Origin of the sequence: Desertimonas flava (genome assembly GCF_003426815.1) — a bacterium.
Lineage (GTDB): Bacteria > Actinomycetota > Acidimicrobiia > Acidimicrobiales > Ilumatobacteraceae > Desertimonas > Desertimonas flava.
This window is the reverse complement of the sequence record NZ_QKYK01000001.1, coordinates 261,424-287,631: the sequence shown is the minus strand read 5'-3', so window position 1 is coordinate 287,631 and position 26,208 is coordinate 261,424. Positions and strand designations below refer to the sequence as shown.

23 protein-coding genes, 1 tRNA gene and 1 pseudogene are annotated in these 26,208 nt (G+C 69.7%); 15 read left to right on the top strand and 10 right to left on the bottom strand.

All coding sequences use genetic code 11. From position 1 onward, the window contains the following. Positions 1-122: 122 nt before the first annotated feature. Positions 123-1,763 (bottom strand): MFS transporter, encoded by a 1,641-nt coding sequence (locus tag DN771_RS01405; protein WP_162941419.1) that lies wholly within the window; start codon positions 1,761-1,763, stop codon positions 123-125. Between the two features lie 208 nt (positions 1,764-1,971). Between DN771_RS01405 and DN771_RS01400 the strand changes: the two genes are divergently transcribed. Then, positions 1,972-2,562, top strand: coding sequence for a TetR/AcrR family transcriptional regulator (locus DN771_RS01400; RefSeq protein WP_116995763.1), 591 nt, complete (start codon positions 1,972-1,974; stop codon positions 2,560-2,562). 360 nt (positions 2,563-2,922) lie between these two features. Here the strand turns inward: DN771_RS01400 and cysC are convergent, their stop codons facing one another. Genes cysC through cysD form a run of 3 tightly spaced genes read right to left on the bottom strand, consistent with a single transcriptional unit; the run spans position 2,923 to position 5,798 of the window. Continuing rightward, the gene (cysC, locus tag DN771_RS01395; protein ID WP_116995525.1) at positions 2,923-3,498 is read right to left on the bottom strand and encodes an adenylyl-sulfate kinase; all 576 of its coding nucleotides are present in this window, start codon (positions 3,496-3,498) and stop codon (positions 2,923-2,925) included. 48 nt (positions 3,499-3,546) lie between these two features. Beyond that, a complete protein-coding gene (locus DN771_RS01390) occupies positions 3,547-4,860 on the bottom strand; it encodes a sulfate adenylyltransferase subunit 1 (protein ID WP_116995524.1) in 1,314 nt (437 codons plus the stop codon). Then, the gene (gene cysD, locus DN771_RS01385; protein WP_116995523.1) at positions 4,860-5,798 is read right to left on the bottom strand and encodes a sulfate adenylyltransferase subunit CysD; all 939 of its coding nucleotides are present in this window, start codon (positions 5,796-5,798) and stop codon (positions 4,860-4,862) included. The genes DN771_RS01390 and cysD overlap by 1 nt, the downstream gene beginning before the upstream one ends. A 206-nt stretch (positions 5,799-6,004) precedes the next feature. Between cysD and DN771_RS01380 the strand changes: the two genes are divergently transcribed. From DN771_RS01380 to DN771_RS01360, 5 genes are read left to right on the top strand one after another with little or no spacing between them, the layout of a single operon-like run. Continuing rightward, a complete protein-coding gene (locus DN771_RS01380) occupies positions 6,005-7,201 on the top strand; it encodes an extracellular solute-binding protein (protein ID WP_116995522.1) in 1,197 nt (398 codons plus the stop codon). 3 nt (positions 7,202-7,204) lie between these two features. Then, complete coding sequence (locus DN771_RS01375; protein ID WP_116995521.1) at positions 7,205-8,470, top strand: ABC transporter ATP-binding protein; 1,266 nt, start codon at positions 7,205-7,207, stop codon at positions 8,468-8,470. Beyond that, the gene (locus DN771_RS01370) at positions 8,467-9,393 is read left to right on the top strand and encodes an ABC transporter permease (protein WP_162941418.1); all 927 of its coding nucleotides are present in this window, start codon (positions 8,467-8,469) and stop codon (positions 9,391-9,393) included. The genes DN771_RS01375 and DN771_RS01370 overlap by 4 nt, the downstream gene beginning before the upstream one ends. After that, positions 9,390-10,226, top strand: coding sequence for an ABC transporter permease (locus DN771_RS01365; protein WP_116995519.1), 837 nt, complete (start codon positions 9,390-9,392; stop codon positions 10,224-10,226). Before DN771_RS01370 ends, DN771_RS01365 begins: the two co-directional genes overlap by 4 nt. Next, positions 10,223-11,272, top strand: a complete 1,050-nt coding sequence (locus DN771_RS01360) for a pyridoxal-phosphate dependent enzyme (RefSeq protein WP_116995518.1) — start codon at positions 10,223-10,225, stop codon at positions 11,270-11,272. Before DN771_RS01365 ends, DN771_RS01360 begins: the two co-directional genes overlap by 4 nt. Here the strand turns inward: DN771_RS01360 and DN771_RS01355 are convergent. Continuing rightward, positions 11,245-11,979: a GntR family transcriptional regulator gene (locus tag DN771_RS01355; protein ID WP_162941417.1), complete on the bottom strand. Its 735-nt coding sequence runs from the start codon at positions 11,977-11,979 to the stop codon at positions 11,245-11,247. The two genes, DN771_RS01360 and DN771_RS01355, sit on opposite strands and share 28 nt — an antisense overlap. Before the next feature lie 229 nt (positions 11,980-12,208). On the opposite strand from DN771_RS01355, the gene DN771_RS01350 reads away from it, so the two are divergent. Continuing rightward, the gene (locus tag DN771_RS01350) at positions 12,209-13,171 is read left to right on the top strand and encodes an LLM class flavin-dependent oxidoreductase (RefSeq protein ID WP_162941416.1); all 963 of its coding nucleotides are present in this window, start codon (positions 12,209-12,211) and stop codon (positions 13,169-13,171) included. Between the two features lie 35 nt (positions 13,172-13,206). On the opposite strand, the gene DN771_RS01345 is transcribed toward DN771_RS01350, so the two are convergent. Then, a complete protein-coding gene (locus DN771_RS01345; protein WP_162941415.1) occupies positions 13,207-14,259 on the bottom strand; it encodes a sialidase family protein in 1,053 nt (350 codons plus the stop codon). A gap of 96 nt (positions 14,260-14,355) precedes the next feature. Here DN771_RS01345 and DN771_RS01340 point away from each other — a divergent pair, with 96 nt between their 5' ends. Continuing rightward, positions 14,356-15,462 carry an alpha-hydroxy acid oxidase gene (locus DN771_RS01340; protein WP_162941414.1) on the top strand — a complete coding sequence of 369 codons (1,107 nt, stop codon included), beginning with the start codon at positions 14,356-14,358 and terminating at the stop codon, positions 15,460-15,462. A gap of 50 nt (positions 15,463-15,512) precedes the next feature. On the opposite strand, the gene DN771_RS29115 is transcribed toward DN771_RS01340, so the two are convergent. Then, positions 15,513-15,656, bottom strand: a complete 144-nt coding sequence (locus tag DN771_RS29115) for a hypothetical protein (RefSeq protein WP_162941413.1) — start codon at positions 15,654-15,656, stop codon at positions 15,513-15,515. Positions 15,657-15,732: 76 nt separating this feature from the next. Between DN771_RS29115 and gpmA the strand changes: the two genes are divergently transcribed. The 3 genes from gpmA (at position 15,733) to DN771_RS01325 (ending at position 19,425) form a co-directional block, all read left to right on the top strand. Beyond that, the gene (gpmA, locus tag DN771_RS01335; RefSeq protein ID WP_116995762.1) at positions 15,733-16,482 is read left to right on the top strand and encodes a 2,3-diphosphoglycerate-dependent phosphoglycerate mutase; all 750 of its coding nucleotides are present in this window, start codon (positions 15,733-15,735) and stop codon (positions 16,480-16,482) included. Positions 16,483-16,600: 118 nt separating this feature from the next. After that, complete coding sequence (locus tag DN771_RS01330) at positions 16,601-17,026, top strand: Crp/Fnr family transcriptional regulator (RefSeq protein ID WP_116995513.1); 426 nt, start codon at positions 16,601-16,603, stop codon at positions 17,024-17,026. A gap of 95 nt (positions 17,027-17,121) precedes the next feature. Continuing rightward, positions 17,122-19,425, top strand: coding sequence for a heterodisulfide reductase-related iron-sulfur binding cluster (locus DN771_RS01325; protein WP_116995512.1), 2,304 nt, complete (start codon positions 17,122-17,124; stop codon positions 19,423-19,425). A gap of 137 nt (positions 19,426-19,562) precedes the next feature. On the opposite strand, the gene DN771_RS01320 is transcribed toward DN771_RS01325, so the two are convergent. Further along, complete coding sequence (locus tag DN771_RS01320) at positions 19,563-20,840, bottom strand: TetR/AcrR family transcriptional regulator (RefSeq protein WP_116995511.1); 1,278 nt, start codon at positions 20,838-20,840, stop codon at positions 19,563-19,565. Positions 20,841-21,005: 165 nt separating this feature from the next. On the opposite strand from DN771_RS01320, the pseudogene dcd reads away from it, so the two are divergent. Both dcd and DN771_RS30275 read left to right on the top strand, forming a co-directional pair. Further along, positions 21,006-21,332: pseudogene (gene dcd / locus DN771_RS30795) on the top strand (dCTP deaminase); the annotation flags it as partial. 63 nt (positions 21,333-21,395) lie between these two features. Then, entirely contained in the window at positions 21,396-23,072 is a 1,677-nt protein-coding gene (locus DN771_RS30275) for a dCTP deaminase domain-containing protein (protein WP_116995761.1), read from the top strand. A 3-nt stretch (positions 23,073-23,075) separates the two neighbouring features. Here the strand turns inward: DN771_RS30275 and DN771_RS01305 are convergent, their stop codons facing one another. Then, positions 23,076-24,131 (bottom strand): VOC family protein, encoded by a 1,056-nt coding sequence (locus tag DN771_RS01305; protein ID WP_116995510.1) that lies wholly within the window; start codon positions 24,129-24,131, stop codon positions 23,076-23,078. Continuing rightward, positions 24,128-24,670: an RNA polymerase sigma factor gene (locus DN771_RS01300; protein ID WP_420810915.1), complete on the bottom strand. Its 543-nt coding sequence runs from the start codon at positions 24,668-24,670 to the stop codon at positions 24,128-24,130. Before DN771_RS01300 ends, DN771_RS01305 begins: the two co-directional genes overlap by 4 nt. Before the next feature lie 90 nt (positions 24,671-24,760). On the opposite strand from DN771_RS01300, the gene DN771_RS01295 reads away from it, so the two are divergent. Together DN771_RS01295 and DN771_RS01290 are read left to right on the top strand one after the other, a co-directional pair. Further along, positions 24,761-24,831, top strand: a tRNA-Gly gene (locus DN771_RS01295). A gap of 124 nt (positions 24,832-24,955) precedes the next feature. Next, entirely contained in the window at positions 24,956-26,077 is a 1,122-nt protein-coding gene (locus DN771_RS01290; RefSeq protein ID WP_116995508.1) for a tyrosine-type recombinase/integrase, read from the top strand. Positions 26,078-26,208 lie beyond the last annotated feature (131 nt).

Sequence of the window (26,208 nt, the reverse complement as noted above, 5' to 3'; positions counted from 1 at the left end):
TCGGCGGCGTCATTGCGATGCGCCCTTCGTGGGGCGTGACCGGGCATCCGCTCCCGGTCACGCCCACACGATCTCTGTCGACGCTGGTCGACACTGGTCGACGGCCGTCGACGACCCGATGCTCAGCCGCCGGCGACGGCGAACTGCTCGTCGCCGACGGTGTCGGCCTCTCCGGCCACCTCATCGGCGGGGGCGGCGACGCTGGCTGGACCCCGCCACCACGTGTAGAGGGCACCGAGCACGAGGAGTCCGGCGGCGATCAGGACCGCCGTCTGCAGCCCGGACTCGAACGCCGACTCGGTCGCCCGGCGCAGCGAGTTGCCGGCGGCCCCGAGCTCGTCGGCTCGCCGAAAGGCCATCGCCGGCGCTTCCCGGGCGGCCTCAGCGACCTCAGGGTCGAACTCGGCGAGCTTGGGGCCGATGTCGTCGCGGTAGGCCGAGTTGAACGCGCTGGCCAGCACGGCCACGCCGACGGCGCCACCGATCTCCCGGGCCGAGTCGTTCACCGCCGACGCAACGCCCTGCTTGGCCGTCGGCAGCGAGTTGACGATCGCCGTCGTCGCCGGCGTCATCGCCAGGCCGAAGCCGACGGCGACCAGGAGGATGCCCGCCAGGAAGTCCACATACCCGCTGTCGGCGCCGAGCGTGGAGAACCAGGCGAACCCGGCGGCGGCGACCAGCAGGCCGATCGTCGTCAGGCGCCGTTGGCCGACTTTCATCGACAGCGGGGCGGCGATCGCCGACAGCGGCATCGCCAGCAACATCATCGGCAGCAACCCGACGGCGGCGGCCAGCGGTGTGTAGCCGAGGATCAGCTGGAGGAACTGGATCGACACCAGGAAGAACCCGAACATCGCCAAGAACATGATGAACAGTCCGGCGGCGCCCGTGCCGAAGCCCGGGAGTCGGAACAGCCTGGGGTCGAGCAGCGGGTGCGTCGAGCGCAGCTCCCACAGCACGAATCCGACGCTGGCGATGAGTCCGACGGCGAGGCCGGCGAGCGTGACCGGGGACGTCCAGCCCTTCTCGGGGCCTTCGATGATGCCGAACACCACGCCGCCGACGGCGAGGGCCGACAGGACGGTGCCGCCCGGATCGAGGCCGACGTGTTCACCGGCCTTGGTGGACGGTACGGCGATCACGATGCCGGCGAGGGCCACGGCGGCGATGATCGCGGCCACGACGAACGTCGACTCCCACGAGAACCACTTCAGCAGCAGGCCGGAGCCGAGCAGGCCGAGCGTGCCTCCGGCCATCGCGAAGCCCGTCCAGATCCCGACGGCACGGGCTCGCTTGTCGGCGGGGAAGACGCTCGTGATCGTGGACAGGGTGCCGGGCATGATGAGCGCCGCACCGATGCCCGTGAGGGCTCGATAGGCCAGCAACTCGTTGCCACTCGACGCGAGGGCGGAGAGAGCCGAGCCGATCCCGAAGAGGACCGTGCCCGCCGCCAGGGCGCCGCGGCGGCCGAAGCGGTCGCCGAGGGCGCCGGCGATGAGCAGGAGGGCGGCGAAGGGAAGGGCGTAGGCGTCGACCACCCACGTCTGCTGGGTCTGGCTGAGGTCGAGGTCCTCGGCCATCATCGGCAGGGCGTTGGTGAGCATCGACACACCGGCGATCACCAGGACCAGTGCCAGGCACATCGCCCACAGCACCATCGAGCGGCGCCGGGCACTGAGCTGGATCGAGGGCGCTTCGGGGTCGGGCGGTGTTCCGGCGGCGCCGCTGCCCAGTGCGGCGCCATCGAGGGCTTCGGTAGTCATGAGCACACTCCGGTGACGAGAGGGGGATGGGGTTCGGGTGGGTCTGACGTCCCCGCCGGTACCATGTGCACGTGGATAAACGGAAGGAACCTCCGGAACGATACGGAGGCGACCTCCGCTTCGCAACCCGCATTGCCCGTTGCCGCAGATTCCTCCGCGGCGCCACCGGTTCGCCGAGCCGGTCCCAGCTGAGACAGGATTTGTCGTGATGTCGCCCCAAGCCCCCGCGCCCGCCCGCCCCATGCGCGCCGACGCGCGGCGCAATCGGGAGCGCATCCTCACCGCCGCCGCGGCCGAGTTCGAGGAGCACGGCCCGGAGGCCGCACTGGAGGACATCGCCTCGCGAGCCGGTGTCGGCATCGGCACGCTCTACCGGCACTTCCCCGACCGCCAGGCGCTGTTGGTCGCGGTCTACCGCGAGGGCGTCGATTCACTCGTGCACTGCGGCGACGAGCTCTTGGCCGCCGACGACCCCTTCGACGGTCTCGCCCGCTGGCTCGGGGCGCAGCTCGAGCACAGCCGCAAGCACCAGTCGCTGGCGGCGTCGGCGATGCTCAACATGCTCGACGACCCGGACGGGCCGCCCCCGCCCTGCGAGGCGATGATGACCACCGGGGCCGCCCTCCTCGCCCGCGCCCAGGAGCGCGGCGTGGTGCGGGCTGACGTCGATGCCAGCGACGTGTCGCGGATGGTCGGGGCGATCGCCCTCGCCACCGACGGTGCACCCGACGGCCCGGTCTGCAGCAACCGCCTCTTCCAGGTCATGCTCGACGGCCTGCGCCCGCCGGCCGAACGCTGATCCCGACCCGGCCCACCGGGCTCTTGTACTCCTGTGGCCGCCTTTTCGGGCGCTCCTGTCGCTTTCGTGGGTTCTGAACGGTGGAAGTGCCTACGGGGTGGGCCTGCTGTGAGCGCGCTGGGTCGGCACTTCGGCGGGGCCGTCGCGCCTCTCTCGTCTTCTGCTCGCCGGAGGTCGGTCCGCTTCACCGGTGACGGCTGCTGCTCCGAAGGTGAGGCGATCGACATCAGTGGCCGGGCGGACGCTGGACAACGCCGAGAATCTGGGGCTCGATCGTGCCATTCGGTGATCGGGGGCGGGATCGTGACGAAAACCGTCACGATCCAGCCCCCGAAACATCCCCACGAGCCGCGTCAGGCGTCAGGAAAGCGCCGTGAGGACGGTGGCGACGAGGGCGTCCAGATCGCCCGGTCCGAGGTGGACCTCGGGCCGGTCGGGCGCCTCGTACGGATCGTCGATGCCGGTCATGCCGGTGAGCTCGCCGGCGCGCGCCTTGGCGTAGAGGCCCTTCGGGTCGCGCTCCTCGCACAGGGCCAGGGGCGTGTCGACGAAGACCTCGACGAACGGCAGATCCGCCGTGGCGTGGGCGGCGCGCACCCGATCGCGGTCGGCGCGGTAGGGGCTGATCACGGGCACGAGGGCCACCAGCCCGGCGTCGGCCATCAGCTTGGCCACCTCGCCGACGCGCCGCACGTTCTCGGCGCGGTCGGCGGCGGAGAACCCGAGCCCGGCGTTGAGGCCGTGGCGCACGTTGTCGCCATCGAGCACGTAGGCCGGACGTCCGGCCTCGAGGAGGGCGGCGGCGACGGCGTTGGCGAGCGTCGACTTCCCCGACCCCGACAGCCCCGTGAACCACACCGTCGCACCCGACAGCCCGTGGCGTTCCCAGCGCTGCGCGCGCGTCACCGACGTCTCGTGCCAGGTGACGTCGCTCACGTCAGCCCCACCGGCCCGAACGGGCGCTTCGGCATGACACGAACGGCCTCAATCGAGGCGGACGAGGCCGGCGGCGACCGTCTGGTTGGTCACCTCGTCGATGAGGACGAAGCTGCCCGTGACCCGGTTGCGCCGGTAGTCGTCGACGACGACGGGCTCGGTGAGGCGCAGGCTGGCGAGACCGATGTCGTTGGCCGCCAGGGTGTCGGCCTTCTGCGGCTCGCCGAGGCGCTCGACGTCGAGGCGGTAGTGCAGGTCGGTCACCATCGCCCGGACGGTGCGGGTCGCCTGCTTCAGCGTGTATGGCCGGCGCAGGGCGAGCTCGGCCGAGGCGTCCATCCACGCCAACGTGGCCACGACGTCACGCTGGGTGATCGGCTGATCGTCGGCGGCGGCGATCGTGTCGCCGCGCGACACGTCCACGTCGTCGGCCAGCAGCACGGTCACGGCCTGGCCCGGCTGGGCCACCTCGACGGGACCGTCGGCCGTGTCGATGCCGGCGACCCGGGTGGTGACCCCCGACGGCAGCACGGCCACCTCGGCCCCGACCCGCAACTCGGCGGCGGCGACGGTGCCGGCGTAGCCGCGATAGTCCGGATAGTCGGCCCGGTGCGGGCGGATGACGTACTGCACCGGAACCCGCACGCCGACGTTCGCGGCCTGGTCGGCGAGCGCCGCCACGTCGACCGTCTCGAGGTGTTGCAGCAGCGTGGGCCCCTCGTACCAGGACATCGCGGTCGAGCGCTCGACGACGTTGTCGCCGCTGAGGGCCGAGATCGGGACGAACGTGAGGTGGCCGGGCGGCGTGTCGAGCAGGCCGGCCATCGCTTCGAACTCGTCGCGGATCTCGTTGAAACGCGCCTCGGAGTACTCGACGAGGTCCATCTTGTTGATGGCCACGACCAGTTCGGGCACGCGGAGCAGCGACGCCAGCAGCGTGTGGCGACGGGTCTGCTCGACGACGCCGTACCGGGCGTCGACGAGCACGATGGCGAGCTCGGCGTTGGACACGCCGGTGATCATGTTGCGCGTGTACTGAACGTGCCCCGGGCAGTCGGCGATGACGAACTCGCGGTGCGGGGTGGAGAAGTAGCGATACGCGACGTCGATCGTGATCCCCTGCTCACGCTCGGCGCGCAGGCCATCGGTGAGCAGGGCGAGGTCGACATAGTCGCTGCCGCGGCGCTTGCTGACGGCCTCGATGTGCTCGAGCTGATCCTCGAAGATCGACTTCGAATCGTGCAGCAGCCGGCCGATCAGCGTGGACTTGCCGTCGTCGACGCTGCCCACCGTGGCGAAGTGCAGGGGCGCGACCGTGCGCTGGGCCGGGGCGGCCACATCGAGCTCGACGGCACCGGCCATCAGAAGTAGCCCTGCCGCTTGCGGTCTTCCATCCCGGCCTCGGAGATCCGGTCGTCTGCCCTCGTGGCGCCCCGCTCCGTGAGCCTGGCGACGCTGGTCTCGGCGACGATGTCGGCCACGGTGGCGGCCGTCGACGAGACCGCCGCGGTGCACGTGGCGTCGCCGATGGTGCGGAACCGCACGGTCGCCTCGAACGGCACCTCGCTCTCACGCCGCGAGACGAACTCGTTGACCGCCATCAGCATGCCGTCGCGCTCGAACACGAGTCGCTCGTGGGCGAAGTAGAGCGACGGCAGCTCGACCTCACGGGCCTCGATGAACCGCCAGATGTCGAGCTCGGTCCAGTTCGACAGCGGGAAGACCCGCACGTGCTCACCGCGGTGGTGGCGCGTGTTGTAGAGGCTCCACAGCTCGGGCCGCTGGTTCTTGGGGTCCCACTGACCGAACTCGTCGCGGTGGGACACCACCCGCTCCTTCGCCCGGGCCCGTTCCTCGTCACGGCGGGCGCCGCCGAAGACCGCATCGAAGCGGTGCTCGGTGATGGCGTCGAGGAGCGTGACCGTCTGCAACGGGTTGCGTGACGCCCCGAAGGACAGGTCTTCGCGGACACGGCCGGCATCGATCGAGTCCTGCACCGACGCGACGACGAGCTCGACGCCGAACTCCTTGACCGCGCGGTCCCGGAACTCGATGACCTCGGCGAAGTTGTGCCCGGTGTCGACGTGCATCACCGGAAAGGGCAGCCGGGCCGGGGCGAACGCCCGCCGGGCGAGGTGCAGCATGACGACGGAGTCCTTGCCCCCGGAGAAGAGCAGCACCGGCCGCTCGCATTCGGCGACGACCTCCCGGAAGATGCCGATCGCCTCGTCCTCGAGCCGCGCCGTCGGCGACACGAACGGTGCCGAACCGGACGATGGAGGCGGGACGGTGAGGGTCATTCGGGGGGACGTTATCTGGGATCCGCAAACTCAGATCAGATTAGTCGGATTTCCCGGACCGCGCCCTCGACCACGGTGGCGCGCGGCCGCCGCGCGCACGTGAACGGCGCGTTGCAGATTGTCAGACATGTTGACAGAATTGCCGCCGGTGCCTAGGGTCACCCGAGCAGCGCCGACTCACGGTGCTCCACGGGGAAGGGCGACACATGGCTTCACGGAAATTCGATTCGCTGGGCGCATCCGGAGGCAGCCCGCTCGGACGGCGGCGTTTCCTCGGCTACGGCGCAGCAGCCGCGTCCGCTGCACTGCTCGCCGGCCGGGGCTCGGGATTGGCCGCGGCCGGCCGCCCGGGGCCGAGTCCCCGATCGGTGCCGCCCGGTTCGACGGGACCCGGACCCGGCCGCTACGGCGGGCCGGCCCCGACGCAGATCGGCGGCAAGCTCACGTTCGTCGCCGGCGACTCCGAGGGGCCCGTCGCCGAGGCGCGCAAGAAGTACCTCTTCGACGTGCTCGCCGAGGACTACGGCGTCGAGGTGACCGTGATCGGCACGCTCGACTATGCCCTCGTCGAGGCGCAGATCCGCACGAACCAGATCGACTGGGACATCATCGATGCCGACGCGTTCTTCGCGGCGAGGGCTGCGCAGGAGGGCTGGCTCGAGCCGATCGACTACAGCATCGTCGACCCGTCGCAACTGATCGACGGAGCGGCCAAGGAGTTCTCGGTCCTCGCCGGAGTCGGCGCCCATCACATCGCCTGGAACACCGAGCAGGCCTACGGACCGGGCGAAGGCCCGGCGACCTGGGCCGAGTTCTTCGACCCGGAGGCGTTCCCTGGACGTCGTGCCTTCCGGAGCGGAGCCCTTCAGACCCTGCCCGGCGCGGCACTGGCGGCCGGCATCGCCCCCGCCGACCTCTACCCACTCGACCTCGACGCCGCCTTCGAGTCGCTGGAACGTGTGCGCGACACCGTCGTCAAATGGGTCGACGGCGGCCAGCCGATGCAGGACCTCGCACTCGGAGGAGAGGCCGACCTGTTCAACTTCTACACGAGCCGCTGCGTCACGCTGAAGTCCCAGGGGGAGCCGATCGACTTCCGATTCGATCAGGGCACCGCCGAGGAGGCCGACTTCGTGATCATCAAGGGGTCGCCCAACACACTGCAGGCCCAGCACGCCATGGCACTGGCCTTCAACACGCCCGAGTTCCACACGGTGCTCGCCGAGGCGACCAACATCGGCTTCACCAACAAGCTCGGCATGGAGATGGTCGATCCGGCCATCCAGCCGCTGCTCAGCACGGCACCCGAGAACTACGCGCTGCTCACCCCGGCGGGCAACGACTGGTGGGCGGCCAACCAGGCCGACGCGGAGCAGCGCTTCGCCGAATGGATCCTCGGCTGATCGATGCCCCTCGACGAGTTGACGCCTGATCGCGACACCACCGGCCACGCCGACCAGGTCTCGCCGTCCGGGTCCGCCGACTCGTCGGCCTCGAGCTCGCCACCGGTGCCATCCCCTGCCCTCGCGCCGAGGCGGGGGGCACCGGTCCGGCTCGATCGTCTGTACAAGTCCTACGCCGACGTCGTCGCGGTCGACGGCATCGATCTCGACGTCGCGGCCGGGGAGTTCGTCACCCTGCTCGGCCCGAGCGGTTCAGGCAAGACGACCACGCTCATGATGCTCGCCGGGTTCCAGGAGGTGACGTCGGGCGAGATCACCGTCGGCGACCGTGCGATCTCCCGGCTGCCACCGAATCAGCGGGACATCGGCGTGGTGTTCCAGCACTACGCCTTGTTCCCCCACATGCGTGTGGCCGAGAACGTCGCCTTTCCGCTGAAGATGCGCGGGGTGGCCAGGAGCGAGATCAAGCGCCGGGTCGACGCGGCACTCGGTCTCGTCCAGCTCGGCACGCTCGGTGACCGTTACCCGCGCCAGCTCAGCGGCGGCCAGCAACAGCGTGTGGCCCTCGCCAGAGCCGTCGTGTTCGAGCCGGGACTGGCCCTGATGGACGAACCGCTCGGGGCACTCGACCGGCAGCTCCGCGAGCAGATGCAGTTCGAGATCAAGCAGCTGCACGACTCACTCGGCATCACGGTCATCTACGTCACTCACGATCAGGAGGAAGCGCTGGTGATGTCGGACCGCATCGCCGTGATGAACTCCGGCCGGATCGAGCAGTTCGCGGCTCCCGACGAGCTGTACAACCGTCCGGCGACGGCATTCGTCGCCACGTTCGTGGGCGAGTCCAATGTCCTGCCGGCCACGGTGGTGACGCCGGCGTCGACGCCCGATCGATCGACGACGATCGTCACCCGTGGCGGCGTGCGACTCACCGGGCACGCGAGCGACGAGCTGGCCGCTGGTGACGACGTGGTGGCGACGATCCGCCCCGAGAAGATCGTCACGGCCACCGACGCCGACCCATACAGCGACGGACGCGCCGGGAGCCGGCCCAACGCGCTGACCGTCACCTGCCACGAGGTCACCTACGCCGGCCAGATGAGCCGCTACGCCACCCGCACCGCGAGCGGTGACGTCGTGATCCTGCGGGTGCAGAACACTCCCGGACACGCTCGCTTCAGACAGGGCGACGCCATCGCCCTGTCGTGGGCGACCGAGGATCTGCGGATCTTCCCGGCGGGGCAGCTCGCGACGGCACCGGCGCCGTGACCACCCTCGCCGCCCTCGAAGACGGCCACGGACCCGGCGAGACCTCTCGACCGACGTCCGCGGTGGTACCCGGCGAGCGCCGGGGGGCGCCCGCCTGGCGCCGGGACTCGCGGCTGCTGCTGCTCCCCGCGCTCTTGTTCCAGACGCTCTTCTTCTTCGTCCCGCTGTTCATGGTGGCCAAAGAGAGCGTCTTCGACCCGCACTTCACGCTCGACAACTACAGGGAGGTGTTCACCAACCCGGTGTACCGCAAGGTGCTCTTCCAGACGTTGCGCCTCGCTGTCGTGGTGACCGCCGTGGCCGTGCTGCTCGGTTATCCGGTCGCCTACTTCATCGCTCGGGCCCGACCGGTCGTCGCCGGCATCACCTTGCTCGCCGTACTGGTGCCGCTGTGGACCAGCCTGCTCGCGCGCACCTACGCGTTCCAGGTCCTGCTCGGTCGCGAGGGATTCGTCAACGAGACCCTGATGTGGATGGGGATCATCGACGAACCGCTGTCGCTCATGTTCAACGCGTTCACCGCTGTCACCGGCATGGTGCACGCGCTGTTGCCGTTCGTCATCCTGCCGTGCGTGGCGGTGATGCGAGGCATCGACGGCAGTCTCACCGATGCCGCCAAGAGCCTCGGAGCGACGCCGTGGCGGGCGTTCCGGCACGTGTACTTCCCCCTCACCAAACCCGGCCTCGTCACGGCGGTGATCCTCACATTCATCCTCGCTCTCGGGTTCTTCGTGACGCCTGTCGTGCTCGGCGGCGTCGACGAGTTCACCATCGCCGGGCTGATCCAGTTACAGATGCAGCGGACACTCGACTGGGGCCTCGGGGGCGCCTTGTCGGTCACGTTGCTCTGCGTCACCGGGGTGATCGTCTACGTGTACCAGCGGCGCTACGGCCTCGACCGGCTCTACGGCGGCGGCACATGACCGCCACCGTCTCGCCACCGCGACGCCGCCGCGTCGGGTGGACGCCCGGTCGGCACGCGGCGCTCGCGCTCGTCGCCGCGCTCGTGGCGTTCTACCTCGTGTTCCCATTGCTGGTCACGATTCCGATCTCGTTCAACTCGGTGCGCCGCGTCGGCTTCCCGCCGAAGGGCTTCTCGCTGCAGTGGTACGAGGAGTTTCTCGGCATCGGTGACCCGTCGGGGAGCCGCTGGCTGTCGGCCACATGGCTCAGCGTGCGGATCGCCGTCGCGACCAGCGTGCTGTCCACGGTCCTCGGAGGACTCGCCGCGATCCCCGTCGCCCGGGCGTCGTTCTGGGGCAAGAACCTGATCCAGACGTTGCTGCTGCTCCCGCTCGTGTTGCCGGTGATCGTGCTCGCCGTCGGCATCTTCTTGTTCTACGTACCGCTCGGGCTGCTCGGCTCACCGGCCGGCATCGTGTTCGGCCACTCCGTGCTGGCGATCCCCTACGTCACCTTGATCGTGGCGGCGACGCTCAAGAACTTCGACGTTCGCCTCGAATGGGCCGCGATGAGCCTGGGCGCCAGCCGGGCCCGCACGCTCTGGTCGGTCACGATCCCGCTCGTGCGGCCAGGCATCCTTGCCGGCGCGCTGTTCGCGTTCCTGACGTCGTTCGACGAGCTCCTCATCGCCCTGTTCGTGAGTGGCACGCGAGCCGTCACCTTGCCCCGGCTCCTCTGGGACTTCCTCCGCACCGAGGCGAGCCCGGTGATCGCCGTCGTGTCGACGCTCCTCACGCTGTTCTCCGTACTCGCCGTGGCGCTCATCGCCCTCGTGCAACGTGAGCGGCGATGACGGTCGGCAACGCCCGGCCTGGCGATCGGATGCGGACCGCCCTGGCACGGTTGCCGCGTGTCGATCTCGGCGTCACCGTCACTCCGTGCGAGCACCTCTCCCGGCTGTCGGCCCACCTGGGCGGTCCGGATGTCTACATCAAGCGCGACGACCTGGCAGGTGGCCCGCTCGGCGGGAACAAGACGCGGATGCTCGAGTACGTACTGGGCAAGGCCATCGCCGACGGCGCCGACACGGTGGTCGGCGGTTCGGCGGCGCAGTCGAACTACTCGCGTCAGCTGGCTGCGGCCTGCGCCCGGCTCGGGTTGGAGTGCCACCTCGTCCTGCGGCGCATCCGCCCGTCGGACGACGTGCTCCAGGGTTCACTGCTGCTCGACCGCCTCTACGGCGCCGTCGTCGAGATGATCGGCGACGACCGGACCGGCCAGACGAGCCGCCTCGTCGAGCTCGCCGCTGAGCTCGAACGGCGAGGCCGAGTGGTGTACCGCGCGCCCCAGGCGAGCGACCGCGACAAGCCATTGCACGCCGCGGCGTACGCCAGCGGCGCTCTCGAGCTGTTGGACCAGACAGCCGCTGCCGGTGTCGACGTCACCCATGTCTACGTGTCGTCGCTCGACACGACGCACGCCGGGCTGTTGCTCGGGCTGCGCTCCGGAGGCTCAGCGGCCACGCTCCGTGCGATCTCGCCCAACGAGCGAGCGATCTTTCCCGACCGGACGATCGAGGAGGAGGTGGCCAGGCTGGCCACCGAGGCGGCTCGGCTGCTCGGAGTGAGCGACCGGATCGTGCCCATCGACGTGGACACCTCGACCGACTTCGTAGGTGAGCGCTACGGCGCGATCACCGAGGAAGCCATGGAGGCGATGCGGCTGTTCGCCAGGACCGAGGCGATCGTGCTCGACCCCGTGTACAGCGCCAAGGCCGCGGCCGCGCTCGTCGCCGACATCCGCAGCGGTCGGTTGGGTCCCGACGACACCGTGGTGTTCTGGCACACCGGTGGCCTGCCGGCCGTGTTCGCCTACGCCGACGAGCTCGTCGTCGAATGACCGGCGGCCTCGTCGCCCGCCGCGTGCCGCTCGTGCTCGTCCTCGAGCGCCGCGCGCAAGCCGGGCTGCATGTGCTCGCGGACAGCCTGCGCGCTCTTGTCCGCGTCGCCGCTGCGGAAGACGGCGAGGAGGGCGGCGTGCGACTCCACCTGACCGCGGGGGGTGCCCTCGGCCGCGCGTTCGCGCGACGCGACGAGACCCAGCCACGCCTCCGACCAGATCTGGCGGTACGCCCGCGAGAGCCGCGCGCTGCCGGCGGCATCGACCAGCGCCAGGTGGAACTCGAGATGAGCCGCCATCGTCGTGCCCCAGTCGGCGTCGTCGGTCAGGGCGCACATCCGCTCGAACGCAGCCTCGACCGGGGCCAGCGCGTGCGGGTGCTCGGCGACGAAGCGGGCCGCCTCGGCCTCGAACATCGCCCGGACCCGGTACACGTCGTCGAGCTCGTCGGCTGTGAGTCGAGGGACCCACACGCCCTTGTGCGGCTCACGCCGCAGCAGGCCCTCGTGAACCAGTTGCGCCAACCCTGCCCGCAGCGACTGACGGCTGACCCCGAACCCCTCGGCGAGCTCGACCTCACGCAACCGCGTGCCGGCTGGGATCGAGCCGTCGAGGATCTGACGTGTGAGCTCGTGGGCGACGGCATCTCCCGTCGACGGCCGATCGAGCGTCGGGAAACCCATCACCGGCCGCCGATCAGCTGCCATCGTCTGCTCCATGGTGTGACTCGTGGGTGGGCGTCGAGTCCTCTCGCCACCGGGTCCGACACCGGGACCGCGACGTGAGTGGATCGACGGATGATCGTACAACCGCTCTGGCATGCCGAGTCCCGGTGGCAGCCGGTCGCCGCGCGGCCGTCGCACCGCCCATCAGGCCGCCCGTCGCACCGCCCATCAGACCCCCCATCAGACCCCCCATCAGAAGAGGAGCACCGCCATGGAGCTGGGACTGCTGATCCCCCAGGGATACTTCGACGAGTTCAACGCGTGGGAGCCGCGCCGGGCTTGGGACCGCATGGTCGAGATCGCCGCCGCCGCCGAGAACCTCGGCTTCGGCTCGATCTGGTTGGGTGAGCACGTGGTGTCGAAGTGGAACCCGCGTGCGATCGCATTCGACGGCGTGACCGCGATGGTCGGCCTGGCGGCCATCGTCCCGCGCGTCGAACTCGGCTTCGTGGTGGTGAACTCGACGTTCCGCCACCCGACGATGACGGCGAAGATGGCCGCCACGCTCGACGTGGTGAGCGATGGGCGCCTGTTGCTCGGTCTCGGTGCTGGCTTCAAGCAGAACGAGGCCGAGTGGGTCGGCGTCGATTTCCCCCCGACACGAGACCGCCTGCGAATGCTCGGCGAGCACCTCGAGGTGATCTCGCGCCTCACACGACGCGACGCCGAGTCGGTCTCGTTCGAGGGCGAGTTCGTGTCGGTGCGCGACGCGACGAACGCCCCCGCCACCAACGGCCGAGAGCGGATCCCGCTGTTGATCGGTGGCCACGGCAAGGAGGTCACCTTCCGGCTGGCCGCACGGTACGCCGACGAGGTGAACGTCGACGTGATGCCCGACGAACTCTTCGAACACCGCGAGTGTCTCTTCGCCCGCTGCGACGAGATCGGGCGTGATCCGGCGACGATCCGGGTGGCGGTGGGGATCAACCCGTGCTGGCCCTACCGCGACCTCACCACCACCGGCAGCCAGCGCATGATGGACCAGGTCGATGTCCCATCGGTGATGAACGTGGACGTCGCCAGCGTGGGCACACGGGTCGAAGAGCTCACGGCGTGGCGCGAGCTCGGCGTCGACCGCATCGTGTGCGCAGCGCCCGGCGTCGCCGACAGCGACGAACCGCTGGACGAGCTCGTCGCCCATCTCGAAGCAGCGGGGCTCACGCTCGAGCGCTGAGCGCACGACGGCGCGACCAGGGAGGTGGATCGCCCTCACCAATCGATCCGCAGCGACGCCCAGCGCACACCGCAGGATCCGTCCTCGACCGACCAGAACGTCGCGAGCACCGACCCGTCGGGCCTGGACAGGGCCGTGGGAAACCCGAACTGGAAATCGAGCATCTCGTCGACGCCGTCGTCGTGCTCACGCCCTTCGCGCCGCCTGCGGGCGTCGTACACGAGCGTCTCGTCCTCGACGGACCACACCGATCCGTCGAAGCGCGCCGCCGCGGCGACGATCCCCTGGTCGCCGTAGCGCCGGTTGTACAGCACGGCGAATCGATCGCCGCCCACCGGTAGCGCCGAGAGCGTCTGACCCTCGATCCCCATCGAGCGTGGTTCGCTCCAGGTGACCCCTCCGTCCTCGGAGATCGAGAACGAGTTGGGCCGGTCGGCGACGTCGCTCAGTGTGACCGTCCACGCCGTGGCGAGGATGCGGCCATCGGGAAGCTCGGCGAGCTTCTGTTCGAGAAAGCCGCACTCGTTGCGGGGGTCACGCATCGCGACGGTCACCCGCGGCCAGGTGAGGCCGTCGTCGTCGGAGATCGCCACCAGCACCTCAGCGCCGAGTCGCCCCGGCTCGATCGTGGCGGCCGGAGCGAGCAGGCGCCCCGAACGCAGGGCGAGTACACCGTGCGAGATCTCCAGCGCGGCGGTGGGGAACGGCACGACCAGAGGTTCGCCCCACGTCACCGCCGAATCGTCGGAGCGGCAGACGATGGCCTCGGACATGCGATCACCGAAGCGCACGTCGTCGGGCTGCGTCGACCGGGCCCCGTAGGCGAAGACGGTGCCCGTGCCCACTGCACGCGACACCTTGAGGTAGTTGGTGCTGGCCGGATCGGTCGTCGCTGCGAGCAGGGTGCCGGCGGACGTCCATGTCCGCCCGTCGGCCGACCGGGAGAGGCCGGTGCCCCCGGTGGCCAGCTGGCCGCCGGCATCGCTGAACGAGCACAGCAGGGTGCCGTCGGCGAGTTCGACCGCCTGCGGGAACGCCGAGTCGCCGTCGTCGATGGTGCCGTGGTCGAGCAGCGTGATCGTCGTCATGAGGTCCTCTCGTCCATGCCCCTGGGTCACCATCGACGCCGGTCGCATTTTGTCAACTTGTCACACAATACCGCCGCCACGACCTACGATCGCGCCGTGGCTAACAGGCTGACCCCGCCGAGCGTTCGCCCTCGAGCGCTGTCCCGTCGACGGCGGAGCGTCGTTCCCCGGACGACGCTCACCGACGACCCATTCGGCCACCTGGACGACCACGTCCGCAGATACCTGACCGAGGGCACGGCGAACGGCGAGACCGATCGGCACAACCGGCGTGCGCTCGACGCGTTGCGGGTCGTGCCGCGCGTGCTCGAACTCGCCGCGGCGCCGGTCGTGTCGACCGCCGCGCACCTCCTCGGCCGCCCGGTCGCCGCACCGCTGGCGATCGCGCCGATGGCGGCCCAGCGGCTGGCGCACCCCGACGGCGAACTTGCCGTGGCGCGCGCCGCCGCCCGGGTCGGCGTCCCGATGGTGCTGTCGCTGAGCAGCACGACGCCGGTCGAGACGATCTGCGACGTCGCCGGGCTCGAGGTGTGGTTCCAGGTCTACCCGTTCGCAGACGCCGGCGAGACCGATGCGGTCATCTCGCGTGCGATCGCCGCCGGCGCGAGTGCCGTCGTGCTGACGGTCGATCTCCCACCCACCGGCCAGACCGTGGCGATCGGTCGGGCCATCGAGCTACCGCCGGGTGCCGGCTACGCCCACCACGGTCCGGCGCCGGCCATGGCCACGGCGTTCGGGTGGGGCGACCTCGCCCGGCTCATCGCGGCCGCCGAGGTGCCCGTGCTGGTGAAGGGGATCACGCACCCGCTCGACGCCGATCGCGCGGTGGCCGCCGGAGCGGCCGGGGTGATCGTGTCGAACCACGGTGGGCGGGTGCTCGACGGGCTGATTGCCGCCATCGACGCCCTCGACGACCTCGACCGGCACTGGCGGACGCCCGGAACCGTCGCGTGTCCCCGGCTCGTCGACGGGTCCATCCGGACGGGGGTCGACGTCATCCGTGCCCTCGCGCTCGGTGCCGAGGGCGTGTTGGTCGGACGAACCGTGCTGCAAGCCCTCGCGCGGGGCGGCGAAGAAGCGGTGTTCGATCGACTCAGCGCACTCGTGGCGGACGTGCACCACACACTCGCCGTGCTCGGCGCTCGGTCACCCGCCGCGGTGGAACGCGAGCACGTTCGGTGGGGGTCGGCAGGACGTCGCTGACATTGGCCAGCCGACAGCGGCAAGGGGCGAGTGGTCGCGATCGGAATCCGTCAGGCGCCGTCGGCCTCGTCGGCATCGTCGTCCGTGCTGTCCTCGTCGAGCACGAGATCGGGGTCGCCGTCGAGATCGACGGGGATCGAGATGGCGTCGCCGAGCTCCCAGTCGTCTCCTCGCTCGTGGTTCGTGAAACTCATGGCGACCACACTACGACCGGGCTCACGCAGGGGCTCGATGGTCTCGGCGCGGGCCGAGCGCCTACCCTGGGCGGCGATGCCCGGCACCCTCGTCATCCTCCGCCACGGCCAGAGCACGTGGAACCTCGAGAACCTCTTCACCGGCTGGCACGACGTGCCCCTGACGGCGCAAGGCGAGGCCGAAGCAGCCGCGGCCGGCACCGTGATGGCCGAGGCCGGCCTGCGGTTCGACGCGTCGCACACCTCGGTGCTCACCCGGGCCGTGGTGACCCAGCACCTCGCCCTCGCCGCGATGGGCCAGGTGTGGCTGCCGGTGCAACGGCACTGGCGGCTCAACGAACGCCACTACGGCGCCCTCCAGGGACTCGACAAGAAGCAGACCACCGAACAACACGGGGCCGAACAGACCAAGCTGTGGCGCCGGAGCTACGACGTGCCGCCGCCGCCGGTCGACCGGTCGAGCCCGGAACACCCGGCGAACGACCCGCGCTACCGGCTGCTGGCACCCGAGGTGCTGCCGGCGAGCGAATGCCTCGCCGACGTCGTCACGCGCGTGCTCCCCTACTGGCAGGAGGCGATCGCACCGCAACTGTTGGCCGGCCTCGACGTCCTCGTGACGGCCCACGGGAACTCGCTGCGGGCGTTGCTCATGCACCTCGAAGGCGTCTCCTCCCAAGAGATCGCCGAGGTCAACATCCCCACCGGCGTGCCCCGCCGCTACGAGTTCGACGACGCCCTCGCCGTCACCAGCGTCGAGTATCTCGGCGACCAGGAGGCGATCGCCGCGGCAGCCGCAGCGGTCGCCGCACAGGCCGGCACGGCGTAGCCGCCGACGGCGCGAGCCGGCGCCTCGACATCCTCGACAGATCCCATCGCCGCGACCCTCCCGAAAACCGGGTTCTACGACGCCGTACCAGGGGATTCGCACCATCTACAGTGTCGCGATGGCCAACAAGAAGGCATACGTCGACAACCTTCGCAACGTGCCCCTGTTCAACGGGTGCACCAACAAGGAACTCGACCGCATCGCTCGCTCCGGCGATGAAGTCAAGATGACCGCGGGCACGCTGCTCGCCGACCAGGGCCAGACCGGCCGGGAGGCGTTCGTCGTGCTCGAGGGCGCAGTGTCGGTACGGCGCAACGGCCGCAAGGTCGCCACGCTCGGTCCGGGCGCGATCGTCGGCGAACTGTCGCTGCTCGATCACGGCCCGCGCACCGCCACGGTCACGTGCGACACGGACGCGACGATCTTCGTCATCTCCCAGCGGCACTTCCTCGCCGTGATCGACGACGTGCCCACCATCGGGCACAAGCTTCTCGCCTCGCTGGCCGGCCGCATCCGCGAGCTCGACCGCGCCTACTACGGCTGACGCGGGCGTCGACGGCAACCGCGCCCTCGCGGACGTTCACCCGGTTGCGGTGCTCTTCGTCATGAACAGCCCGAACCACTAGCGTTCCGGGGGTCATGAGCGCTCACGAAACGCCCGCGGCCGACGAGACGAAGCGGACCGGCTTCCGTCCCCATCACCTGGCCATCGGCCTCGGTGTGGGCATGGCCGTCTTCACGTTGCTGTCAGGCATCGTCCCCCTCATCACCGACTGGCACAACACCAACGAGCGCCACCGCGAAGTGTTCGGCGGTATCCCTGGTCCGCTGAAACTGGCGTTCTACACCGTCATCCCGGTCTTCATCGCCTGGGGTGCGTTCCAGTTCGCCGACCGCATGAAGAACTGGGAGCGCGGCCGGCCGGCGCCGTCGCGCCGCACCACCCCGCAGAACGCCAAGCGCCGCTTCGGCGACTTCCGCGCCGGCGTGTACATGCGCACCCTGCTGCGCGACCCCGCCGCCGGCATCATGCACTCGCTGATCTACTTCGGCTTCCTCGTCCTGCTCGGCGTGACGACGGTCCTCGAGATCGATCACCAGCTGCCCGAGAGCATGAAGTTCCTCCAGGGCCGCACGTATCAGGCGTACGCCTTCGTCGGCGATCTCGCCGGCCTGGCGTTCGTCGGTGGCCTGCTCATCGCCATCGCCCGCCGCTACGTCACCAAGCCCTACCGCATCCGCATCAAGACCAAGCCCGAGCACGCCCTCATCCTCGGCGTGTTCCTCGCTATCGGGCTCAGCGGCTTCGGCGCCGAGATGTTCCGCATCGCCCGCCGCACGGCCGAGGGCGAGAACATGGACTACGAGCAGTGGAGCTTCATCGGGTGGCCGCTCAGCCGGCTCGTCGACGGCTGGTCACTGAATACCCTCGAGACGTGGCACCAGTGGATGTGGATCGGCCACGTGCTCGCCTTCGTCGCCTTCCTCGCCATCTTGCCCGTGACGATGCTGCGGCACATGTTCACCTCCCCGCTGAACATGTACCTCAAGGACAAGTCGCGCCCGAAGGGCGCGATGAAGCCGATGCCCAACCTCGCCGAGACCGAGCTCGAGACGTTCGGCGCCTCGGTCGTCGAGGACTTCACGTGGAAGCAGCTGCTCGACACCGACGCCTGCACGATGTGCGGCCGCTGCACGAGCGTCTGCCCCGCTCACGCCACCGGCAAGGCCCTCGACCCCCGCGAGATCGTCCTCAAGACCGGCGAGGTGATGGCGGCGTCGGGCAACCCCGTCGTGTCGCCGCCGATCGGGGTCGTCAAGGAGATCGCCGAGCAAGAGGTCACGATCGGCGCCAACTCGCTGTTCGAACGCATCACCGCCGAGGAGATCTGGGCGTGCACGAGCTGCAAGGCGTGCGACGAGATCTGCCCCGTCAACATCGAGATCCTCGACAAGATCCTCGACATGCGGCGCTACCTGTCGCTGATGGAGTCGAACTTCCCCACCGAGCTGGGCACCGCGTACCGCGGCATGGAGAACCAGGGCAACCCGTGGGGCATGAACCAGTCCGAACGGGCCGACTGGGCCAAGGACCTCGACGACGTCAAGGTGGTCGACCCGGGCGAGCCGCTCGAGGCCGAGTACCTCTACTGGGTCGGTTGCGCGGGCAGCTTCGACGACAAGAACAAGCGCGTCACCCAGGCGATGGCCAAGCTGCTGCGCCGCGCCGGCATCGCCGTGTCGATCCTCGGCCCGTCGGAGATGTGCACCGGCGACTCGGCCCGTCGCTCCGGCAACGAGTACCTGTTCCAGATGCTCGCCATGCCGAACATCGAGATGCTCAACGGCATGGGCGTGCGCAAGATCATCACGCAGTGCCCGCACTGCTTCAACACGCTCCTCAACGAGTACCCGCAGCTCGGCGGCAACTACGAGGTCGTGCATCACACCCAGCTGCTCGAGCAGCTGATCGCCGACGGCCGCCTCGACGTCAGCCAGGCGACGCTCGAGGAGCGCATCACGTACCACGACTCCTGCTACCTCGGTCGCCACAACGACGTGTACCTCGCGCCCCGCAAAGTGGTCGGGTCGATCAAGGGCATCGAGGTCGTCGAGATGAGCCGCAACGGCACCAAGGGCATGTGCTGCGGCGCCGGTGGCGCCCGCATGTGGATGGAGGAGTCGGTCGGCGTCAAGGTGAACGACGAGCGGGCGAAGGAAGCCCTTTCCACCGGCGCCAGCCGCGTCGCCACGGCCTGCCCGTTCTGCTACATCATGCTCGACGACGGCGCCAAGGCCGCCGGTGCGGCCGACTACGGCGAAGAGGGCGGCGTCAAGGTCGCCGACATCGCCATCCACTTGCTCGACGCCATCGAGGCCGGCGAGCGCAACCTGGCCCAGCTCGACGCACCGCTCGCGCCGTCGCCCGTCGTCGGCGACTGAGCTGCTGCGTTCCCCGGCCACGCAGGCCGCGTGAACGGCTCGGTCGGAGCAAGCTCCTCCCTCACCTTGACCGATCGAACCTCAGGACGCTCGCTGCGCCCGCTCCAACCCGCACGCAGGCCGCGTGAACGGCTCGGTCAGTCCGTGACGAGGACGCGCAGGGCGTAGCTGACGCTGTCGGCCACCAGGCCGGCCGGATCGAGGCGCGGATCCTCGAGCACCAGCCACGCCGCTTGCATGGCGATCGCCAGCACCCCGAAAACAACCACGGGGGTCGGCTCGGCATAGTGGAAACGCCCGGCCGCGCGTCCCTCCCGGACCAGGCCGGCGAGGGTCTCGACCATCCACCGATGCCGGTTGGCGAGCGGCGTGGCGAGGCTGGCGGGAAGGTGATCGAACTCGGCGTCGACGGCGATGGACGGCTCGGGGGCGACCACGGAGATCCCGACCAGGTCGCGCAGGAGGTCGACCACGACGTCGACGACGTCGTGGTCGCCGGATCGCGACGTCGCTCGATCGGCGGCGTCGACGCGCCATCCGACGACCAGCTCGACCACGGCGGCGAGCACATGATCCTTCGACGCGTAGTGCTCGTAGATCGACGGTGGGCGGATGCCGACCGAGTTGGCGATGTCGCGAAGCGACCCACTCGTGTACCCGCTGTTGGCGAAGTGGTCCGTGGCCGCCCGCAGGATCCGCTCGCGCGTCGAGGTGCCGGGGCGGCCCGACAAGCGCGGCAGCGGAGCCGCGTCGACGCGCGTCGACGAGACCACGATGCGCCTGGAGAACTCGCCGAGCGCGTCGGCGATCACGTCGACCGGAGCAAGCGGCCAGCGCTGCAGCCACGGCGCGGCCTGGCGCGCCGTACTGAGCAGTGTGATGGCGAGCCGGTCGGGCGGTTCGGGTGCGTGGAGCTCACGCGAGGCGTGCCCGCGGCGGATGACACCAGCGAGGAATTCGGCTGAGTCAGCTCGCATCCTGCGGGCGATCGCCGTCGACTCGGGACTCGCCCGGCGCAACTCGGCTCGGCTGAGGACCGAGCTTCCGGGATTGGTGAGGAATCGTTGGGTGGCGAAGGCGACGAGGGCCGCAACCTGGTCGGCCGGAGGCCGGGTCGCGTTCTCCAGCATCTGCGTACGCAACAGCGACGCCGCCGCCTCGTGGCTCTCGTTGAGATAGGCGACGAGCAGGGCGTCTTTGGACGGATAGTGGCTGTAGACGGACGAGGGAGCCACGCCGGCAGCAGCGGCGATGTCACGGATCGACGTGGCACCGAACCCGCGCTCGGCGAACAACGAACCGGCGATCCACGCCAACCTGATCGCCGGCCGGGCGGCGGCGATGCGCCGCTGCGTCTCGGGTCGGTAGTCGGCGAACCGGTCGGGCGACCGCTGCGCGCGAGGGCGCGACGCCATCAGGACGCACTCTCGGCCGGCGCTTGCCGAGAGGGTCCGTGTGTCGGCACGGAACCCATTCGAGGGTCGAGCCTATTCGTCGAGTACCACATGGACGATGTGCACCAACGGCCGGCGATCGACCCGTCGCCGCCACCGTGACGACCTCTCGCTAACGTCCAGGCGATGATTCTCTCGGACCGGAGCCTGCGTGAGGCGATCGCCAACGGCCAGATCGTGGTCGAGCCGTTCGATCCCGACCTCGTCCAGCCGAGCTCGATCGACGTGCGCCTCGACCACTTCTTTCGCGTGTTCCGCAACCACACGTCCGGGGTGATCGACGTCAAGCAGGACACCCGGGGCCTCACCGAGCTCGTCGAGATCGACGACGACGACGTCTTCATGCTCCACCCCGGCGAGTTCGTGCTCGGCTCCACGCTCGAGCGCGTCGCCGTGCCCGACCACCTCGTCGGCCGGGTGGAGGGCAAGAGTTCGTTGGGGCGCCTGGGCCTGCTGATCCACAGCAGCCTCCCCGCCTCGGAAGCGGTGCTCGTCCTCGACGAGAGCGGTCTGGTCATGCGCACGATCGGTGCGATCGTCAAGGAACCGCGACCCTGCTCGATCGTCGGGTTCGACCCGGCAACGCTCGAGGTGTCGTATCACGAGGTGACGAACTGGTACGAGGGCCCCGCCGACCGGATCTTCGAGGTGCGCCTGGCGTCGGGGCGCTCGGTCCGGGTGACCGCCGCCCACACCCTGTTCACGCTCGATGCCCACGGCGAGATCGTGCGAGTGCGAACGGCCGAACTCGAGCCGGGCACCCTCGTCGCCATCCCGCGGCGGATCCCGGAGCCACCGCTTGCCGCGGCCGTGATCGACGTCGTCGCCGCGGTGCCCGAAGCCGAGCTCCAGCACATGATGCTCGACGGACCAGCCGTCGCGGCAGCGCACGCCGAGCACCCCACGTTGATCGCTGCACTCCTCCACGAGGCCGGGTACGAGGCAGCCAGCTACTACCGGTCCCGCCACCGGCTTCCCTACCCCGTCGCGGCACAGGTTCCCGGCCTGCTCGATGCATTGGGAACCGACGACCGGATCGCGCGTCGGGGTGAGCGCCACCGATTGCCGCTGCAGATCAGCGTCGACGAGGACCTCGCGTGGCTCCTCGGGATGTTCATCGCCGAGGGACATCGGCGCCGCAATCAGGTGAACATCTCCAACACCGACCAGACCCGGCTCGACCGGCTCGAGGCGACGTTGGCCGGGCTCGGGTTGCCGGTGTACCGGTCCGCGGTTGCTGTCACGTGTTGCTCCGGGTTGCTGAGCGACGTGCTGGGGTGGATCGGGACCGGCGACGGGGCGCCGCAGAAGCGCGTGCCGCCGGCGGCCTTCGGTTGGCCCGACCACATCCTGCGCTCCTTCCTCGACGGCATGGTCGACGGCGACGGCAGCGTGGACGAGGTTCGGACGTCGGTGTGGACGACGTCAGAAGGCCTCGTCGCCGACCTCCTGGTCCTGTTCGCCCGTCTCGGCCTCCGTGCATCGTGTTCCGCCAAGCCGACCGGGCACCTCACGCTCTGGCAGGTGTACGCACCGCATCGTGAACACAAGCAGCTGGCCACGACACCACTGCCCGAGAAGCTCCTGCTGCGGGCCCGGGCGGCGGCCGGCCTCTCCCAGGCGGCCGCGGCGAGGGCCGCTGGGTATCGGAACCCGACCGACCTGAACAACATCGAACGCCGCCGCGGACGGGATGCCGTTCGCTTCGAGACACTCCGACGCCTGGCCGATGCGTACGCCCGCCACGGTGCCGACGCCGACAGCGTCGGTCGCCTTCACGCCCTCGCCAACGGTGACCTGGCCTGGGATCGAGTGGAGTCGGTGACGGTGACCGACCGCGTCGAGCCGATCTACGACCTCGAGGTACGTCCGGGCGGTCGCGCGATCGAGAACTTCCTGGCCGGATCGGGCGGTGTGTTCGTGTCGAACACGGCCGGGTTCATCGATGCCGGTTTCGACGGCCACGTGACGCTCGAACTGGCCAACGTGGCGAGCCTGCCGATCACGTTGTACCCGGGCATGAAGATCGGGCAGATCAGCTTCATGGAGATGACCACGCCTGCCGACCGGCCCTACGGTAAGGGAGCGACCGGTTCGAAGTACCAGGGCCAGCGGGGGCCGACCCCGAGTCGCTACTTCGAGAACTTCGCCGAGCCGGCCCCGGACGACACCGGCGACCCCGCCGACGAGTAGGCGTCAGTAGCCGGGGGCGGGCTGCCAGAGATGGAACGTCCGGCCCTGGTCGTCGGTGCATTCGATGCACGGGCCCGAGTCGTACATGGCGCGCTCGACCACCCGTCCGCCGAGCTCGCCGACGCGGGCAGCGACGGCGTCGATGTCGTCGACCCGGTAATAGAGGATGGCCGGCTCGTCAGGTGACCCCGGCGTGAGCCCGAGGGGCAGGGCCGTGTTGGCCACGTGCTGATAGCCGTCGCCGAGGGCGCCTCCCTCGGTCTCCCAACCGAACAGGGCGCCGTAGAAGGCGGCCGCCCGGGCGGTGTCCGGCGTCGACACGGTGAAGTAGCCGAGCTCCACGGGAGCCCGACCACGGCGCGAGGCCGGCTTCTCGGTGACCGTGAATCCCGGCATCGCGGCCGAGATCTCCTCGGCAGACGGCTGAGCGATGATCGTCTGGAGGAACCAGCGGTGTCCGAACGGATCGATGATGATCGCCGAGCGGGCGCCGTACGCCTCGTCGACGGGAGCGCGCTCGCCTTCGGCACCGGCGGCGACGGCCCGGGCGTACACGTCGTCGGCGTCGTCCACCTCCAGTGACAATGACACCGGGGTCCCGCCGATGCTGCGCGGGCCGCGCACGCCGTACTCCGGATACTCGTCGGCGAGATGCATGTGGGCGCCGTGGATGTCGAGCTCGGCGTGGCCGACGCGGCCGTCGTCGCCGTCGTAGCGCACGGTCTCGACGGCGCCGAACACCGAGGTGTACCAGTCGATCGCCGCCGCCGCCCCCGCGACGCAGAGATACGGCGTGATCGCAGATCGCGTTCGGGTGGTCGTGTCGGTCATCGCCGTCCTCGTGTCGTCGGGCGACCGGTCGGAACCGGTCGCGACCAGGGAGTGAGACGCAGCCGGCGCCAGCTCGATCGTGGGCAGCGCCGTGCCGTCGGCGGCGACCGCCAGCACGTCGACGAGACGTCGGCGCAGGCGGGCGACGAACGCCGGGTCGGGAGTGGCCGACTCGTTCGGTGCATGGAGGACGCCGAACGGGTCATCTTCACGGCTCAGGTCGCTCATCGTCCCTCCTTCCGTCCCGGATCGCAGGCGTCGTCGTACAGTTCGCGAAAGGCGCGCTTGGCTCGGGTGAGCAACGCCTCGGTGGCGTGCAGGGTGCGGTCGATCGCCGCGGCCACGTCGGCCACGCCCAGCCCGTCCACGTAGCGCAGCGTCAGCACGCTGCGGTGGTCGGCACCCAACCGCCCGAGCACGTCGCGGGCCACCAACACGTCGAGGGCGACATCCCAGGGGTCGTCGGTGTCTGGCCCCGGTTCGGCGGCGACGGCGTGGAGGCGACGCTGCTCTCGTTCGAGGCGGCGCCAGTGGTCGACGAGCTTGTGGCGGGCGACACCGATCAGCCAGGCGACCGTGAGGTCGGGGGGCGGCGTCCGGCGGACCGCCTCGGCCCCGGCCATGAACACCTCGGCGGTGAGGTCCTCGGCCTCCACGCGGTTGCGGCAGCGCTTGACGAGGTATCCGTAGACGTCGCCGACGGCGGTGTCGAACAGTTCGAGCAACTGCGCGCCAGCGGGTTGGTCGTCGACGCCGGACACGGTCACGATCATGTCATCGCTGTCGGGCGGGCGAATCCGTCACGATCTTTCGGTGGATGGCACCCGGCAGGTGCTCCGCTAGTCTGGGGCGCCTTCGCGGATGTAGTTCAATGGTAGAACATCAGCTTCCCAAGCTGAGAACGGGGGTTCGATTCCCCTCATCCGCTCTCTACGAACCACCTGGTAGTCGGCCAGATTCGGTGGATCGCACGTCCCGGGATCCTCGATCCGGACCCCGTCGTGCCACATTCGTGCCACAACGAAATGGCACGGCCGCACTAGCGTGGGGACATGGGCCGCAGCCGGTGGGGCAGCGTTCGGAAGCTCCCGTCGGGGCGCTACCAAGCGAGGTACAGAGTCGATGGCGCATGGCGCTCCGCACCCACGACCTTCCGCACCAAGGGTGATGCCGATTCGTTCCTGGCCGCCACGCGCGCAGATCTCGAGCGCGGCACGTGGCATGACCCCACCGCCGGCGAGATCACACTCGCCGACTACAGCCGCCGCTGGTTGAGCGACCGTCCGAACCTGCGGCCACGTACCGGCGAGCTCTACGACGGTCTGCTCCGACTCCACATCCTTCCGGCGCTCGGCGACAGGTCACTCGCCCGCCTCACGACACCTCTGGTCCGTTCGTGGCGCGCCGACCTCATCAAGGCCGGCCGACCAGGTCCGTCTACGATCGCCAAGAGCTATCGCCTGCTCCACGCGATCTGCGCGACCGCTGTCGAGGACTCACTGATTCCCAAGAACCCGTGCACCCTCAAAGGCGCCGCCGTCGAGCGCCCCGTCGAACGGCCGACCGCCACGATCGGGCAGGTTTACGCGATCGCCGACGCGATCGAGCCCCGCTACCGGGCCATGGTTCTGCTCGCGACGTTCTGTGGCCTTCGCCTTGGCGAGCTGCGAGCACTTCGCCGCCGGCACGTCGACCTCACCAACCGCAAAGTCAGTGTCATCGAGCAATACCAGCAACTCAGTGACGGCACCCTTGTGCTCGGGCCGCCGAAAACTGACGCCGGCCGCCGGACCGTGGCCATCCCCGACGCCGTCATCGCCGACCTCGAGAGCCATCTCGCCGCGTGGTGCGACCCCGGCCCCGACGCCCTCGTCTTTCCCGGAGCCACCGGCCAGCCATTCCGAGTAGCGACCGTGCAGGCCGTCTGGCGGCGCGCCCTCAAAGCCGCGTCGATCGACACGGCCCTTCGGTTCCACGACCTCCGCCACACCGGCAACACGCTTGCCGCGTCGACCGGCGCCAGCACGAAGGAGCTGATGGCCCGCATGGGACACGCCTCACCACGCGCTGCGCTGATCTACCAACACGCGACAGCCGATCGCGACGCCGAGATCGCAGCCCGCATCAGCGCCATGATCAACCGTCAGACAACGGACGGCATCACACAGGATTGAACTGAATGGACTCCACGCAACTCCACGGACAAGCGGGTAACCACCCTGTCCGTAGTCAGAGACCGGTGCGTCTGATCTGTATCAACCGATGCCTACGCGCGTCAATCTACCAGGCAATTCTTCAGCCGAGT

Coding starts and splice junctions, on each gene's coding strand:
- DN771_RS01305 (WP_116995510.1), bottom strand. CDS start 24,131: ATGAGCGACCTGAGCCGTGAAGATGACCCGTTCGGCGTCCTCCATGCA.
- DN771_RS01390 (WP_116995524.1), bottom strand. CDS start 4,860: ATGGCCGGTGCCGTCGAGCTCGATGTGGCCGCCCCGGCCCAGCGCACG.
- gpmA (WP_116995762.1), top strand. CDS start 15,733: ATGCCCGGCACCCTCGTCATCCTCCGCCACGGCCAGAGCACGTGGAAC.
- DN771_RS01350 (WP_162941416.1), top strand. CDS start 12,209: ATGGAGCTGGGACTGCTGATCCCCCAGGGATACTTCGACGAGTTCAAC.
- DN771_RS01320 (WP_116995511.1), bottom strand. CDS start 20,840: ATGGCGTCGCGCCCTCGCGCGCAGCGGTCGCCCGACCGGTTCGCCGAC.
- DN771_RS01405 (WP_162941419.1), bottom strand. CDS start 1,763: ATGACTACCGAAGCCCTCGATGGCGCCGCACTGGGCAGCGGCGCCGCC.
- DN771_RS01400 (WP_116995763.1), top strand. CDS start 1,972: ATGTCGCCCCAAGCCCCCGCGCCCGCCCGCCCCATGCGCGCCGACGCG.
- DN771_RS01330 (WP_116995513.1), top strand. CDS start 16,601: ATGGCCAACAAGAAGGCATACGTCGACAACCTTCGCAACGTGCCCCTG.
- DN771_RS01345 (WP_162941415.1), bottom strand. CDS start 14,259: ATGACGACGATCACGCTGCTCGACCACGGCACCATCGACGACGGCGAC.
- DN771_RS29115 (WP_162941413.1), bottom strand. CDS start 15,656: ATGAGTTTCACGAACCACGAGCGAGGAGACGACTGGGAGCTCGGCGAC.
- DN771_RS01375 (WP_116995521.1), top strand. CDS start 7,205: ATGCCCCTCGACGAGTTGACGCCTGATCGCGACACCACCGGCCACGCC.
- DN771_RS01365 (WP_116995519.1), top strand. CDS start 9,390: ATGACCGCCACCGTCTCGCCACCGCGACGCCGCCGCGTCGGGTGGACG.
- DN771_RS01380 (WP_116995522.1), top strand. CDS start 6,005: ATGGCTTCACGGAAATTCGATTCGCTGGGCGCATCCGGAGGCAGCCCG.
- DN771_RS01360 (WP_116995518.1), top strand. CDS start 10,223: ATGACGGTCGGCAACGCCCGGCCTGGCGATCGGATGCGGACCGCCCTG.
- cysD (WP_116995523.1), bottom strand. CDS start 5,798: ATGACCCTCACCGTCCCGCCTCCATCGTCCGGTTCGGCACCGTTCGTG.
- DN771_RS01355 (WP_162941417.1), bottom strand. CDS start 11,979: ATGGCAGCTGATCGGCGGCCGGTGATGGGTTTCCCGACGCTCGATCGG.
- DN771_RS30275 (WP_116995761.1), top strand. CDS start 21,396: ATGCGCACGATCGGTGCGATCGTCAAGGAACCGCGACCCTGCTCGATC.
- DN771_RS01325 (WP_116995512.1), top strand. CDS start 17,122: ATGAGCGCTCACGAAACGCCCGCGGCCGACGAGACGAAGCGGACCGGC.
- DN771_RS01290 (WP_116995508.1), top strand. CDS start 24,956: ATGGGCCGCAGCCGGTGGGGCAGCGTTCGGAAGCTCCCGTCGGGGCGC.